The organism is Mucilaginibacter sediminis, assembly GCF_051903035.1.
GTDB lineage: Bacteria > Bacteroidota > Bacteroidia > Sphingobacteriales > Sphingobacteriaceae > Mucilaginibacter.
Window position 1 is genome coordinate 5,673,137 of record NZ_CP170602.1, and the last position, 16,110, is coordinate 5,689,246.

The 16,110-nt window shown below is 44.4% G+C and carries 11 protein-coding genes; 9 read left to right on the forward strand and 2 right to left on the reverse strand.

The window, feature by feature from the left end:
* Positions 1–82: 82 nt before the first annotated feature.
* Positions 83–1,780 carry a GH39 family glycosyl hydrolase gene (locus tag ACFGVS_RS23485; RefSeq protein WP_439695801.1) on the reverse strand — a complete coding sequence of 566 codons (1,698 nt, stop codon included), beginning with the start codon at positions 1,778–1,780 and terminating at the stop codon, positions 83–85.
* A gap of 90 nt (positions 1,781–1,870) precedes the next feature.
* Entirely contained in the window at positions 1,871–2,551 is a 681-nt protein-coding gene (locus ACFGVS_RS23490; RefSeq protein ID WP_439695802.1) for a GNAT family N-acetyltransferase, read from the reverse strand.
* 65 nt (positions 2,552–2,616) lie between these two features.
* On the opposite strand from ACFGVS_RS23490, the gene ACFGVS_RS23495 reads away from it, so the two are divergent.
* From ACFGVS_RS23495 to ACFGVS_RS23535, 9 genes are all read left to right on the forward strand, one after another.
* Positions 2,617–3,246, forward strand: coding sequence for a hypothetical protein (locus ACFGVS_RS23495; protein ID WP_439695803.1), 630 nt, complete (start codon positions 2,617–2,619; stop codon positions 3,244–3,246).
* Positions 3,247–3,454: 208 nt separating this feature from the next.
* Positions 3,455–3,739 (forward strand): hypothetical protein, encoded by a 285-nt coding sequence (locus tag ACFGVS_RS23500; RefSeq protein WP_439695804.1) that lies wholly within the window; start codon positions 3,455–3,457, stop codon positions 3,737–3,739.
* Positions 3,740–4,020: 281 nt separating this feature from the next.
* A complete protein-coding gene (locus tag ACFGVS_RS23505; protein WP_439695805.1) occupies positions 4,021–4,539 on the forward strand; it encodes an RNA polymerase sigma-70 factor in 519 nt (172 codons plus the stop codon).
* A 196-nt stretch (positions 4,540–4,735) separates the two neighbouring features.
* Positions 4,736–5,830, forward strand: coding sequence for a S41 family peptidase (locus tag ACFGVS_RS23510; RefSeq protein ID WP_439695806.1), 1,095 nt, complete (start codon positions 4,736–4,738; stop codon positions 5,828–5,830).
* A gap of 44 nt (positions 5,831–5,874) precedes the next feature.
* Entirely contained in the window at positions 5,875–6,987 is a 1,113-nt protein-coding gene (locus tag ACFGVS_RS23515; RefSeq protein ID WP_439695807.1) for a helix-turn-helix domain-containing protein, read from the forward strand.
* Between the two features lie 225 nt (positions 6,988–7,212).
* On the forward strand, positions 7,213–8,295 hold the full coding sequence (locus ACFGVS_RS23520) for a FecR family protein (protein WP_439695808.1): 1,083 nt from the start codon (positions 7,213–7,215) through the stop codon (positions 8,293–8,295).
* 189 nt (positions 8,296–8,484) lie between these two features.
* A complete protein-coding gene (locus ACFGVS_RS23525) occupies positions 8,485–11,856 on the forward strand; it encodes a TonB-dependent receptor (protein ID WP_439695809.1) in 3,372 nt (1,123 codons plus the stop codon).
* Positions 11,857–11,860: 4 nt separating this feature from the next.
* Positions 11,861–13,336, forward strand: coding sequence for a RagB/SusD family nutrient uptake outer membrane protein (locus ACFGVS_RS23530; RefSeq protein ID WP_439695810.1), 1,476 nt, complete (start codon positions 11,861–11,863; stop codon positions 13,334–13,336).
* Positions 13,337–13,449: 113 nt separating this feature from the next.
* A complete protein-coding gene (locus tag ACFGVS_RS23535) occupies positions 13,450–15,648 on the forward strand; it encodes an alpha-N-acetylglucosaminidase (RefSeq protein WP_439695811.1) in 2,199 nt (732 codons plus the stop codon).
* Positions 15,649–16,110: the final 462 nt, after the last annotated feature.

The following is a 16,110-nucleotide window of genomic DNA, read 5'->3' on the forward strand; positions in this document are numbered from 1 at the left end:
TCTAAGTCTTGAGTTCTAAGTCTTAAGTCAGGAAAGTCTTTTTTGACTTAAGACTTAGAACTCAAGACTTCAGACTCAAAACTTACTCCCAGTTTAACTTCAACAGTGCTACACCTTGCCGGGGCAGGGTAATGGTGGTATTTAAAAGCCCGGCTTTAACCTGCACTTTTTGGGGTTTGCCGACGGTTTGCAATTGCCCGGCCTGTTCCAGCTGTTTCACCTGGCCGGGCGTGGGGTTTTGCGGCGATCCCATTTTTTTCCATACCTCGTAGGAGTTACTGTGCTGGTTATCAATTTGGTATTGTACAAGGGTTGCGGTGCGCGCGGGCAGGTTGGTGAGTGTTATGCTTACCGGTTGGCCCTCGGCCTGGATATCATCGTCGTGGTAATTCCACACCATTACGGTTGCCTGTTTTTTGCCTTTGGCGGCCAGCGCGCCAATATCGGTGTTGGCCCCCCTCAGGCCCGAGTCGATAACGGCGGTAAGCGGGTGCATCTGGCTGGCATTAACTTTAAGCCGTTTGCCCTGCATCATCCCAAACATCCGGAACACGTTAAGTACCGGCTTATCAACCCCGTTGGTAGCCAAATCCCTGAACCCATAAAACCAGGGCTGGTTTTCAAACTCAAACGACCAGGATACCGCCCCCATAAAGTTAACGCCCAACGAGTCGGCCAGTAAGTATTTGCGTGCAAACGAGGCCGCCGTATAGCTGGAATACATGGTGCCGTTGCGGTATGCGTTGGATGGATTGGTGGCCATACCACAGGCCGCGCAGCCTTCCGGGTCAGATTCGCCGATAACAATGGGAATGTTTTTGGTTTGCGGGTACGATGCCACTATTTTAAAACCCTCGCGGATATCGCGCATCTGCGGGGCCATATTCATGCGTACGTGGCCATTAACCAACGTAGGCTGCCCCTTGGCATGAAAGGAAATAACATCCAACGGCGAGCCTGTTTTGCCGGTGGCATAGTTGGTGCCGGTGAGGCAATGTTCAATAAATGCCCTCAAAAACTTCATCCCGCTCTGGCTCGATCCGCCTGCTATTTCGGGGCCGCCAATTTTGGCGGTAGGTAAAGCCCTGCGCAGGCCCTGGGCCGCGTAATCATACATCTTAAAAAACTCGGGCATAGTGCCTTTCCAATAGCTAATGTTGGGCTCGTTCCATACTTCCCAGTACCAGCTTTCTACTTCTTTTTTGCCATAGCGGGCAACCGAGTGTTTTACCCACTGGTATATCAGTTCTTCCCATTTGTTGTAATCTTTAGGCGGATAGGCCCAGCCGGTGTAAATGTCATTATAGTCATCGCCAGGTTTCCAGTGATGGCGGTAAGGCTCGGGATGGGTGGATAGGGCCTGGGGCATAAAGCCTATCTGGGCGTAGGGTTTCATGCCCAGTTTAATGTAAGTATCAAATATGCTATCAACCAGGTGCCAGTTGTAAACGGGTTTCCCCTCAGCATCTTCAGTATACGCATTAGTCGATCCCCACTTGAGGGCGGCCTCGCCATCGCCGGTGGTAAGCAGGTTATGTACCCGCATGTGCACCGGTGTGGGGCTTAAAGCGGCCAGGTGGGCAAGCAGTTTGCGGCCATCTTTCATGTAGGTGTAGTTGGGCTCATCGTGCCCAAACCATGCCCAAACGGGGCTCATGTTGCCGGTTTCGGCCTTTAAATCTATGTTAATAATGGCGGTTTGCTGCTGTGCGCAAATGCACTGGCTTTTTAGCAGCAATGTAAGTAAGCTTAAAAGCGCAAATCTTGTTTTAATTTTCATGGCTGGCATGTATGGGTTTATTATCGGGAATAACAAACATAGTACATTACTTGTAATTTACACACTTAATTAACAAAAGTTTTACGTTGATTAATTCTTGACTATTGCGCAGATATTCATTGCAGTACGGGTCACAAAGCCCAGTTTTTCATATACTTTAATGGCATTTGTGTTGCTTTGCAGCACATGTAAAAACGGGATTCCGCCTGCTTCTTTAATCAACCGTACCTGGTGCATAATAAGGCGGCTGGCGTAACCCTTCCCCAGGTGATCGGGGTGATTGCAAACGGCGCTTACTTCCATATAGGGTAAAGGCTGTAACCTGCGCCCGGCCATGGCCGCCAGTTCACCGCCAATAAAAATGCCAAAATAGTTGCCAAAATCGATAGTCCGGTCAAAAAAGGGACCCGGATTTGTTAGTTTGGTGAGCGCCAGCATGGCGGGTATATGCCCGTCATTTAACAGGGTAAAGGCAATGTCGGTAATTGCCGGCGGCGTAGCGTTTTGATACACCATTTGCAGGCATTTCATGGGGTTTACTACTTTCCACGGATGGGGTATTTCGTAGTCTCCGGGGCTGAAAACAGCAACCGTGCGTTTGGGTTGAACAATATCGTAAAGGGCAGCAAAGTTTTCGGGCGTGTTTTGTATCATCCCGGCAAAAGGCGATACGTCAGGCAAAAAACATTTAACCGTATCCGTACCTTCGGCAAGGTTTTGATTGCCGGTGATTGAGGCGTTCCAGGCAGGATTATCAAGCGGGTGTTCCATTGATGTAAATGTAGTTATTGGTAATAAACATATATTTATCGAAAATTAAAAGGCACGCCATTTAAGTGAATCAGTTTAGTGTAAAATTTCAGGACAGGATAAATAACTTTTTTGATTCAGCAACATCTGCCGGAGAAAATACCGGGCTTTTAATCGATGTGCTTGAATATGCAAATGCCGATCCCCATCGCTTTAAAAAAGAGATAAAAGAATTGCAGTTTGGCTCCATGCTATCATCGCCATTGCCTGTTGTTTTGGAGGCCCTTGCCGTTGATACCGCGAATTGGGGCGAATTTTACGTAGATGTTTTAAGCGATATATTTGAAAAGGCCCGAGAAGTTAAAAAGCCGAAGGAGGTATTGGGTTATTTAATGGAGTTTTATTATATCGAAAATGATCTACTGCCTTTTAATCAAAAGATTGTAGATATATTGATGCGGGAGATGGAAACTGAAATAGTGGAGATAAAAATTGCTGTTATCAACACCCTGGCAAACTATATTTTAAACCCATCTATTAAAAATAAAGAGTTAATTAATACGGTTCTGTTCCAAAGCCTGAATGATCGGAATTGGAAGGTCAGATGTTTTACTTATGAACTTTTAAGCATAGAAAACATCCTGCCCCAAGGGCAACGTTTATCTGTTAAAGACCAGTTGCTGAAATTGGTTTTCGGCTCACCATCTGCCGTCTGAGTATTTTTGTTGTTAGCGAAAATGATGCAGTCTTTTTTACAATGTACTGAAAGCCAAACAATCGTTACCTATCTATCCATATTTCAAATTAAAAAATGTAACTAATTGATTAATAATGTATTTTTCATGAATTTGGTTTAATTTTTGTTGCATACAACGTAACAAAACATTCTAAGTTTACGTCTATTATCTGTAAAAATGATCGATCATGAAAAACAATAAAATAAAACTTAATAATCAACTCACCAGCAGGGTGATAGACCTGCATAACCAGGGTTACACCGACGATTTTTTGCCCGTAAAAGATGAATTCTTTTGCCTTCAAAACAGCGAAAACTTTTCGCCTGCCGATTTAAACATCCAGGTAATTGACCAGTGTTTTGATCAATTCAGCAATACGTATAAATATATCCATACTATTGAAACCACCACCGGCAACAAGGGTTTGTTAATGGCCGATTTGATGTTTGCTGATATGGAAGTGGTAAGTTAACATGCATGCCCGTATAATGATGGGATTCATTGCGGTTAAAATCAGTTCTCACTTTAAAGAACACCGGCCTGTTTAAATTTAAACAGGTGGGTAAGGGGCGTTTATACTGCTGCAATAACGGCCCCGCGCTGCTCTAATTTCTACATTGATAAATTACTTAAAACGATTTTTTCTGATCCGGCTTAAATTGTTAAAATTGCAGTACTGAAAGCGTTACATTTATACTGCTAAACAGGCAATTTCATATACTGAGAAAATTAACCGGTTTGAGTATACAGGATTTGATCAGACGTATCCAGATTAATCAAGATGAATCTGCATTTAATGAACTTTACAGGCAACTGTTTGGTAGGTTGTTTCAGTTTGCCTATTCGTTTTTAGGAGACAAGGAACCTGCGGAGGAAATTGTTAATGATATATTTGTTAATGTTTGGTTAAGGCGTAAAGATGTGGGCAAGGTGCTCAATATCCAGGTATACCTTTATGTTACTGTAAAAAATGCCTGTTTAAATTATATAAGGGGCACTTCATCAAAACAACTTAAAGAAGTAAACATAGCCGAAGCGTATTATTTCCACCTATCGGTTGATCCGGCTCAACTGCTCATTAGTAAAGAATTGCAGGCAGTGCTTTTAACGGCTGTTGATAGCTTGCCCCCGCGTTGCAAGCTCATTTTTAAAATGGTTAAGCAGGATGGCCTGTCCTGCAAAGAAGTGGCAGCCATCCTCGGCCTATCCGACAAAACCGTATTTGCACAACTGGCCATCGCGCTAAAAAAGCTCGAAAGTATCCTGTTATAGGCCTCTTCACCCGGTTTTTTTTGTAAATGGCATAAGCCGAGTTTACACCTTTTACATTATAAGACTTTACACATCAGGACATTTGTTATCAGGCAATCGTTCACCACTCAAATCGGGATTTGAGCGTTATACTAATTGGAATTCGTCAGGAACTCTTGCAATTTTGGTCCCTTAGAAAGATCCCAGGATAAACCTTATGAAAAAAATTGTATTCACCTCGTTATTGCTGATCGCGTATGGTTTGCCCGTACAGGCGCAGGATAAAGCAACTCAAAAAATGGGCGCTGCTGAACGTAAAGCAGTGATCGACACGCTCGTCGTCAAAGTCAATGCTCTTTATGTCTATGAGGACGTCGCTAAAAAAATGGCCACAGCGATCCGGCAACATCAGCAGCACCATGACTACGATACGATAACCAGCCGCGAGGTGCTTGCTAAAAGATTAACCGCAGACCTGCATGCCATCGCTGGTGACGGGCATTTAGGTGTAGAAGCTTCGGCTACGCTGATCATCGAGGAAAAACCTGAAGCGCCGTCGCAGGAAGCTACCGATGCCTTCCGTAAAACCTGGGCACGCAGTAATTTTAATTTCAAAAAGGTGGAGCTGCTGGACGGCAATATCGGCTTGTTACAGGTGGACTCCTTTTTTCCCTCGGACTGGATCAAGGACCTGGCCCTGTCTTCCATGACATTCCTCGCTAACTCAGACGCCATTATCATCGATATCCGTAAAAATCACGGTTTTGCCGACGGCGGTTTTTTGATTGCGAGTTATTTCTTCAATGATCCGGTACACTGGAACGATAATTATGACCGCGATGCCAGGACGCTGCGGCAGTCGTGGACCTTACCGGTGGTTCCCGGTGTAAAGCTGGCCGACAAGGAGGTTTATATACTGGTCAGCAAGGACTGCTTTTCTGCATCGGAAGATTTCGCGTATAATATGCAGGCCCTCGGCCGCGCAAAAGTCGTCGGGGAGGTCACTGGCGGCGGGGCGCACCCTACCAAACCCTACAAGATAGGCACTTATTTCCTGGCCGATATTCCATTTGCTTACAGCGTAAACCCTGTTACACACACCGATTGGGAAGGCAAAGGTGTACAGCCGGATGTACAGGTACCCGCGGACGAGGCGCTGCTCACTGCGCAGCTCATGGCGATCAAAGCCCTGGTCAAAAAAATACCTGCCGGAACTGACCGTACCGCCGGGCTCCAAAAAGTGATCGCGCAAAAAGAGCAGGAACTGGGTCTACTCAAAGCAAAAAAGCAGAGAGCCGTAGAAACTTTTTGAGTGTGCTGCCCATTGCTTAGCTTTACGCTAAGATTCAGCCAGCCATGGGTATTCACTTTAATCTTTTTAATATTGTCCTGCTTTTTGGCATCGTACAAGGGGTGATTATCAGTTTCACCCTATTGTTTCCCGGAAAAGATCACCGGCAGGCTAAATATTTCCTCGCGGCTTTCCTGCTGGCGCTGGCCTATAATAGCTTTGGTACCTTTTGCTGGAGTTCCGGGCTCAGCCTTCCCTGGTTTTATCTTTTTGACCGGAGTTTCCCTTATACGTTTATTTTCACGACCGGGCCCAGCTTATACCTTTATGTCAAGACGATCACAGGCGCCGAAAAAATACCGGCAAAAGTTATATTGAAAAACTATTTGCCCGCTATCGCAGACCTGGGCCTGCGGTTGGCTTTAATGAGCTACGGCCTAAAAAAGACCAATCATCTTTACCACCCGGCGGCCCTCATCCTGATGGTCGTTATTTTCTGGGCTTACCTGCTATCGGCAATTCGCCTGTTCAGGCACTCGTCATTGCAGATGCCAACGGCAGAACAATTTCAGTTAGCCTCCTGGACCAAAATATTCCTGGCCGTTTTGATGGGTGTCGCATCGCTTTGGGCAGTGACGATCTTCGGCACAGTGCTGTTCCAATTGCGCACACTGGCGTATTTTGAACCCATTGAAGTCCTTTTGGTCATCTTTGTTTACTGGATAGGGTTGAGAAGTTATCATTGCGCAAGGGTTGTATATATCCAGGCTCAACATGCCGTCAAAGCGACTGCAGATAAACTGACCATGGAAGATGCGGAGGTTTATATCAACTTGTTAAAAAATGCCATGGAGACCGACCGCTTATATCTTGACCCTGCACTGTCGGTCAGCAAACTTGCCGATATATTGAAACTCAATGTCAAATTGCTGTCGGCTGTTTTGAATGGGCATCTGAACAAAGGATTCAACACCTTTGTCAACGAATATCGCGTGAATGACGTCAAACAACAACTGCTTCAACCAGCCTATGACCACCTGACCAATCTGGGTATTGCTTTGAATTGCGGATTTAAGTCGGAGGCAACCTTTCATCGTGTCTTTAAAGAGATTACCGGCATGTCTCCGTCCGCATTCCGGAAAAACAACCATCAACATGCCGCTGACAGTTTAACTTAATCAATCCAGATTTAGCAATAATAAGCTAAACCTAACCAGATGTACGCGGAACACTTGGTCCCGTCTGGTTATGATGTCCAAAATGTTAGCAGTGTAAAGTCTTCTGATGTAGAAAGTGTAAATTCACCTTATGTTATTTACATTTTTGGTGCGGTTAAAATTTATTTCAAATTCTTTTAGGAAAATCGCGGTTGCCAGGTGTCCTTACACCAGATCGACTAAATTATGGGAAAATCAAGGTTTATTGAGCTGATGGCTAAAAGTATGGACGGATCGGCCAATAAGGAAGAGTTGGATGAACTCGAACTATTTTTAAAACAACACCCCGGATATAAAAAAATTCAGCAGGTAACCGATGCCTTAACAGGTACACTTAATAACAACGACGAAATTTTGCCCACAACCATAAACAGTAAGCTGGATGAGTTATGGGTTAAAATAAAAGATTCTGAAGAAACAGAAACCGAAATTTTTGCAGGCAATGTACGGCCATTTAACTGGAGGTGGATTGGCGCGGCTGCGGCTGTCGCCGTGCTCGGTTTGTTTGGCTTTTTGTTTTATAGCCAGCGGGCCAACCAGCAACTTAACGCCGCTGTAACAAAAAAAATTGACGTGCCTTTTGGCAAAATGATGCAGGTTACTTTATCAGATGGTACCAAAGTGAAGCTGAATGCGGGCAGTCATTTTTCGTACCCTTCGGTTTTCGAGGCCGGGCAAAGGGAGGTTAATTTAGAAGGTGAGGGCTTTTTTGAAGTGACCAAAAATCCGAAGAAACCATTTTTGGTGCACACCGCCGGCTTTACGGTAAAAGTTTTAGGTACAGTATTTAACGTAAAAGCTTACCGCGATGATAAAACTACCGAAACTACTTTATTAAAAGGAAAGGTGCAGGTTGAGCTGGCCGATGACCCGGAAAAGAAGATCATTTTATCGCCGCATGAAAAACTGACCATTAATAACCCGGCACAAATTGTACCTAATCAATTTGCTAAGGCTACTGTTGCCAAGATAAAATATGAAGTAGCCACGTTACCGGTTGTAAGCAATGATGTGTATGCAGAAAATGCGTGGATAGACCACAAAATAATGTTTGCCAATAATGATTTTGAAGATGTTGCCCGGCAAATGGAACGCAAATACAACGTAAAAATAGTTTTTGCAGACGAAGCACTTAAAAAAGAGCAGATAAGCGGCGTGCTTGAAAATGAAAGCCTGGATACTGCCCTGAATTTCCTGAGACAAATTGTGCCGTTGCAATCAAAAATTGATGGTAGTACGGTGTACTTATCCTATAAGAACAAAAAATAAAACAACATAACTAATATTAACTTAACAGCAGCACATGAAGAGAAACAATTACTTATCAGATTCCTGAAAACCCATAAATAAACAAGGGAAGAGGTGCAACTCTTCCCCGCAAAAATCTGGGATTTATCATTGTGAGTAAGCGAGTTGGAACCGAGCTTACTCTATCCATTAATTTTCAAAACAAATGTAATGAAAAAAACAAGAAGGGCATTTGCCATTCCGGGTGCCCCCGTATGCCTTAAAGTTATTTTGCTAATGAAAGCAGTTTTCTTGCTAATCCTGGTTACCTGCATGCAGGTTTCGGCCAGTGTTTATTCACAACAGAAATTTACACTCAGCATTAAGCAAACCGAGGTAAGTACTATACTTGCCAAAATTCAAAAACAAAGCGATTACCGTTTCTTTTACAACTATGCCGCCATAAAAAAACTGGGCAAGGTTGATCTGGACGTTAAAAACGCTTCTATCGAACAAGTGTTGAGCTCGCTTATGGATAATAAGCTGCCCTACAAAATGGCCGATGATCACGTAGTGATCATATCAACAGCCGAAACCACTAATACCCTTTTGCTTGTAAAAGGAAAAGTGGTTGATGGCAAAGGCGAACCGCTCATTGGCGTAAACATAAGGCTGCAGGGTACCAACCTTGGGGTAACAACTGATATTAACGGTAACTTCGTAATAAATGCCCCGGTTAACGGTGTATTGGAGTTTAGTTATATAGGCTTCGAGAAAAAGATAGTGACCGTAACCGGCGATCAGGCCTTGTCTATCACGCTTGTTGCCCTGCCATCTGCTTTAACTGAAGTTGTTGTAGTAGGTTATGGTACCAGTAAAAAAGTAGATGTAACCGGTTCTGTAGCCAGCATTAAAGGTACTGATATTCAAAACTTGCCGGTGGCATCAGCTGCACAGGCTTTGGATGGCCGCGCCAGTGGTGTAAACATTGTGCGTAACGATGGTTCGCCGGGTGCTGCGCCAAGTATCAGGATCCGTGGTACGGGTACTATTAATGATGCCAACCCCCTTATTGTTATTGACGGCGTACCAACCAGCAACGCCGATGCGTTAAGTGATATTAACCCTAATGATATTGCATCTGTCGAAATATTAAAGGATGCATCCTCAAGTGCTATTTATGGTACAAGGGCTGCAAATGGTGTGGTGCTGGTTACTACCAAGAAGGGTACTTACAATCAAAAGCTATCAACATCGGTTAATTTTTACAACGGTTTTCAAAATACAACCAAATACATTAAGCTGCTTACCGCTCCTGATTTGTACAAATTGAAAAGAGAGCGGTATACCAATGATGGTGCTACTATAGATGCGCCATGGACCGATACCTATTATGCAACTCAGCGTACTGATTGGCAGCATGCCATTATGGGTACAGGGCATGTAACCAATGGCGATGTAAGTTTACAAGGTGGTAACGATGTATCTAATTATTATCTTTCGCAATCAATTTATAACGAAGACGGTATCATCGACAAAACCAACTTTAAACGCTACGTTACCCGTATCAATTCTGAACATAAAATAACCCCATGGTTTAAGCTGGGCGAGAATGTGCAGTTATCTTACGGCAATCAAAATGGATTTGATAATAACAACTCGCAAACAGGTTTAATTTTCTCGGCTTTACGGTTTAACCCCGCTATACCCCTGGTTAATCCCGATGGTACATACGGAACATCAAAAGCTTATGCCAACCAGTTAGGTGATATTAACAGCCCTTATGCCACCATTCAGGAGGCCGATAAGTACACAAAAAAATATCGTGTACTGGCTAACGCGTTTGCTGAAATTTCATTTTTAAAGGAATTGAAACTGCGTGTTAACTATGCGTTTGACGGCTCGCTAATACGCAATTACAACTTTAATGTTGCCGATGTTAACCAGACAAGGCCAAACCAAACATCTACCCTTACACAAAGCGAGGAGGAAGTATCGTCTCAGCTGCTCGAATCATTCTTAACCTACGATAAGGTTTTCGGTAAAAGCCACGTAACCTTTACTGGTGGCTATTCTTATCAAAACTTTAAAGACTACGGCTTTACAGCGCAAAGAGTTGGCTATGATGATACCGACCCCGATCAAAGAGTACTTAACCAGGGTGCCCTTCAGCTTAACTCAAATATAATACCACAGCCAACATCTCTTCAGTCGGGTTTTGCAAGGCTGTTTTATGATTACGACAGCAGGTTTCTGGCAACGATAACTTTCCGCGCGGATGGATCTTCAAAATTTGCCCCCGGTAACCAGTGGGGTTATTTTCCGGCCTTTTCATTGGGATGGAGGCTGTCTAACGAGCAATTTATTAAAAACATAACCTGGATAAGCAATCTTAAATTAACCGGTGGTTATGGCGAACTCGGAAATCAGAATGTTAGCCCCTACCAATACTTAAGTTTATTAAAAATAGGAAGCACCTACGAAAACAATGGCTACGCATTTGGCGGCTCGGGAGTAAGTGGTGCCGCAGTTACCAGCATTGCCAACCCCGATATTACCTGGGAAAGGGCTGCCATGACCAACATTGCACTTGATGCCGGTTTTTTAAATAACCAGTTAAATACTACTGTAACGTGGTTTAATAAAAACACCAAAGATATGCTGATATCGCCTCCGGTAGTAGGCACATCAGGTTCGGTAGCAATCCCTAACCAAAATATTGGCACCATGAATAACAAAGGTGTTGAGGTTGAGGTTAATTACCAGGGCGGCGATGATAAATTAAAATACTCGTTTGGCGCAAATGCATCTTTCATTAAAAACAAGGTAACCCAGTTAAATGGCGAAGGCACGTTTATAGGTTCTACTGTTTACGGCCGCTCAAGCCAGGAAATTTCACGTACTTACCAGGGCCAGTCGATAGCGTCGTTCTATGGCTGGAAAACAGATGGATTATATCAAACCCAGGCCGAGATAGACAATGATCCCGCGCTTAAAAATGATTCGCGCAAAAGCTCGATTAGGCCTGGCGACGTTAAATTTCTGGATTTAAACAGAGATGGTTTAATTGATGGTAACGACCGCGCCAACCTGGGCAATCCTAACCCGAATGTTACAGCAGGTGTCCAGGGCAGTATATCGTACAAAGGGTTTGATTTATCGGCCAATTTTACCGGTGTATTTGGCGTAAGCTTATACAATGCAGATAGGATGCAGGGCATCGATCCAACTTATCCGTTTAACCTGTATGCCGAAGATTTAGGTCGCTGGACAGGCGCCGGTACAAGCAATACCATTCCCCGTTTATCGCTTGACCGTGCTAATGATAACTACCGCACATCCGATCTGTTTGTAGAAAGCGGTAATTATTTCAGCCTTAAAAACGTCACGTTGGGCTATACTTTACCTTTAACATGGTCTAAAAAAGCCGCCCTTAAAAGTGTAAAATTGTACGCTTCCGGGCAAAATGTCTTTATGATAACCAAATACAAAGGCTATACACCCGAGTTAGGTTATACCAACGGCAACCTGCAGCGCGGCGTTGATGTGGCTCAGTACCCATCGGTACGTACAATTACATTCGGTGTAACAGTTAAATTATAAAATCATGAAATCGAACAAAATATTATATATAGCAATAGCACTGGCTTTATTTAACAGCAGCTGTAAAAAAGCACTCGATTTAAAGCAGCAGGGGGTTTATACCTCTGATAATTATTTCAGAAATGAAACAGATGCCGTTACCGCCATTAATGGGATATACAGCATTTTACCTGAAGAAGATTATATTGGCCATGCCGAATGTACATTTGATGTACCATCTGACGATTACTGGCGCTCGGGCGACCACGGCGAAGATGAAGGCATTGAAAATTTAACTTACGATGCTTCAAACGCGGCTATCAGGTACCCCTGGAAATGGCGCTACGAAGAAATAAACCGCGCTACCAATTGCATTATCAATATCCCTAAAATCACCGCTATATCTGCCGATATTAAAAATCGCAGCATGGGCGAGGCTTATTTTTTAAGAGCGTTTGGCTACTGGCGCGGAATGTTAATTCATGGCGATGTACCAATTATCACAGAGGATGATTACTCGAAACAATTATTTAACGTTCCCAAATCGCCGATTGAAGAAGTTCGTAAACAAATAGAAAGCGATTTGCTGAAAGCTGTTGACCTGCTGCCGGAAAGTTACGATGCTTCAAATCTCGGCCGGGTAAGTAAAGGCACAGCATTGGGGCTTTTAACCAAGCTTTACATGAACTGGGAAAAACTTCCCGAGGCTATTGCAACCGGGCAAAAGGTAATATCCAATTCGCATTACGCATTGGCTCCCAATTACACCGATAACTTCACCCGTGCAAATGAAACCAGCACCGAAATGCTTTTTTCTATCCAGGCGGTACAAAACGTGTTACCAAATGATTTTACGGTTTACTATATCCCAAGGCCATGGGGCGGTTACGGCTTTAGCCAGCCGTTACAGGGATTGGTAAATGAGTTTGAAGCTAATGATCCACGTAAAGCTGCAACTGTATTAAGTGTTGGCGACAAAGTTGATCTTGGTGATGGCAAAGGCTTAACTACCTTTACCGCTGATCTGTCGGCAACCGGGTTCGCATTTAAAAAATACGCAGTATTTAACACGTTCGCCGATGGTGGCGGTGTTGATCATAGTTTTGCTGTACCTTTAATGCGGTCGGCCGATATTTACCTGCTGGTAGCCGAAGCTCTTATACGTACACAAGGTGCCGGCGCGGGCGATGTGCTGATAAACCAGATAAGGCACCGGGCTTCGCCATTGTTGCCACCTGTTGTAGGTGCAGGTATGACACAGTTAATACATGAGCGCCGTGTTGAACTTGCCGGTGAAGGCGAGCGCCATCAGGATTTAATGCGTTGGGACAAGAAAAACATTGTTGATATAGCCGCCATATACAACAAAGCGGTATCAAAAGCACCTATCGACCAGTCGAAAACAGTGACTTTTGTTCGCCCTAAAAATTATTATTTCCCGCTGCCGCAGGTAGAAATTGATAAGAGTAAAGGCGTTTTAGTACAAAATCCAAACTTTTAAGTAAAATGATCTATTAAATGCCGGTAGCCAGCAATAATTTGTTAAGTCAATTTGTGTTGGTCACCGGCATTTTTATTCTATAAAAACCCAAACAAACAGAACCAGCTTAAATAATGAAAAAAGGTTTATTGATACTTATTGTTACCGTTTTTAGCTTAAACACCTATGCCCAGGTTGATCAGAAAGCATCGTATGAGTTTATTGAACGTATCATCCCCGGCAAATCAGGCGCGTTCCTGGTTGAGCCAATAACGGCAGATAACAATAAAGATGCGTTTGAGCTGGATAGCCGCGATGGTAAAATAGTTTTACGTGGTAACAATGGGCTATCTGTAGCTGCAGCTTTAAATTATTACCTTAAAACCTACTGCTTTTGCGATATAGGCTGGAATGGTACTAATTTAAACCTGCCTGCAAACCTGCCCGGGGTAACCGCCAAAATTCATAAAACCACGCCGTATCAATACCGCTATTATCTTAACTACTGCACATTTAATTATACCATGGCCTGGTGGGACTGGGCCCGCTGGCAAAAAGAAATTGACTGGATGGCGCTCAACGGTATCAACATGCCTTTGGCCATTACCGGCGAAGAAGCCATTTGGCAGGATGTATACAAAAGCATGGGCTTTACCGATAAAGAACTGGACGCATTTTTTTGCGGGCCGGCCTATTTTTCCTGGTTTTGGATGGGCAACATTGATGCCTGGGGCGGCCCGCTGCCACAGCATTGGATGGATAGCCACAGGGCACTGCAAAAAAAGATCCTGGAGCGCGAACGTTCATTCGGCATGAAACCTGTATTGTCGTCATTTACCGGCCACGTACCGCCGTCGTTTAAAGACAGGTTCCCGAAAGCCAAAGTAAAAAGAACAAACTGGGATGCAGGCTTTCCTGATGTATTCATTCTTGATCCTGATGATGAACTTTTTGAAACCATCGGCAAAAAATATATCGAAGCTCAAAACAAGGAGTTTGGTACCGACCATTTATACTCGGCCGATACTTTTAACGAGAATGTACCACCCACCAATGATTCAACCTACCTGGATGGCATGAGCAAAAAAGTATTCCGCTCCATGACTGCCGCCGACCCAAAAGCGGTTTGGGTAATGCAGGGCTGGATGTTTCATTACAACAATAAATTCTGGCAGCCGCAACAAATAAAAGCCTTGCTGAACGCGGTACCTAACGACCAGATGATTGTACTTGATTTGTACAGCGATTCGCACCCGGTATGGAATCGTACCGAAGCTTACTACGGCAAGCCCTGGATTTGGAGTATGCTGCAAAATTTTGGCGGCAACATCAGCCTGTTTGGCCGCATGCGCCACGTAGCTGCTGATCCGGCCATCGCCCTGCATGATCCTGAATCAAAAAACATGGTAGGCATAGGCATAACCCCTGAAGGCATTGAGCAAAACCCGGCCCTGTTTGCCCTGATGCTGGAGAATGTATGGCGCGATACCCCTATTGATGCCGATGCCTGGGTAAATAATTATGCCCACAGGCGCTACGGGCAAACAAATGCCAATGCATCCGAAGCATGGCATATATTACTGAACACGGTTTACAGCAGCGGCCTGAGCGAGGGCGGCCCCGAATCAATCATTGTGGCCAGGCCAACGATGCAGAAAACTATCGATAGGGTTTTAACCAAGCTGAGCTATGATCCCCTAAAGCTGGCCAAAGCCTGGGAGCTATTGGTAAATGCCGCCGATAGCCTGAAACAAAGCGACGGCTATCAATACGATGTAATTGACGTAACCCGGCAGGTGCTGGCCAACTATGCGTCGCCATTGCAGCAAAAAATGGCATCGGCCTATAAAAGCGGCGATAAGGAAGCCTTTAAACAATACAGCACCGCCTTTTTACAGCTGATGGATGACATGGACGATTTGCTGAGTACCCGCAAAGATTTTTTATTGGGCAAATGGATTAACGAGGCCAGGGCCAACGGCATCACCGAAAAAGAAAAGAATTTGTATGAACTAAACTCCCGCGACCTGGTAACCCTTTGGGGCGATAAAGAAAGCGGATTGAGCGAATACTCCAACAGGCAATGGGCGGGCTTAATAAAAGGCTATTACAAACAACGCTGGGAACTATACTTTAGCCAGCTAAACAAAGCCATGGCCACAGGCGCCGCCTTTGATGCCAAAGCATTTGACGCCCAGGTAAAAAACTGGGAATGGCAATGGGTAAACAAACACGATAACGCCTATACCGATGTTGCTAAAGGCGACGGGGTACAAAAGGCGAAGGCGCTGTTTGCAAAGTATAATAGTTTGGTGTTGCAGGCGACGTATTGATAAAGTAGGTTATTTTCCATCTGTCATAATGAGTGGTAAAATCCATTGATTAGGAAGGAAAAGTGACGACTATCGCATGGCGGCCAAGACTCACCCGGCGAGGCTGCGCCCGCCACCTCTCTTCACCTGCGGTGGAAAGAGGAACTTGAACGCTAATACCAATACATTAGAAAATAAATAAATAATATAATAAATTTTCAAACCCCTCTTTCCGGCGAAGCCGAAGAGAGGGTGGCGGGCGCAGCCTCGCCGGGTGAGTCTTAGCCAGTGTTCAAAGCCGAGCGTGTCGGTGAAGATGCCTGTGGGGACACAGGCATCGGGAAAAGAATGACGTATGTTGCAGGCGGCGACGACTCACCCCGAACATCGCTACGCTCGTTCTGCCCCTCTCTCCGACTGCGTCGCATAGAGGGGCTAAAAAAGAAAAAGGTAAGAAAATAAAAATGAGCTTCACCCTCTTTG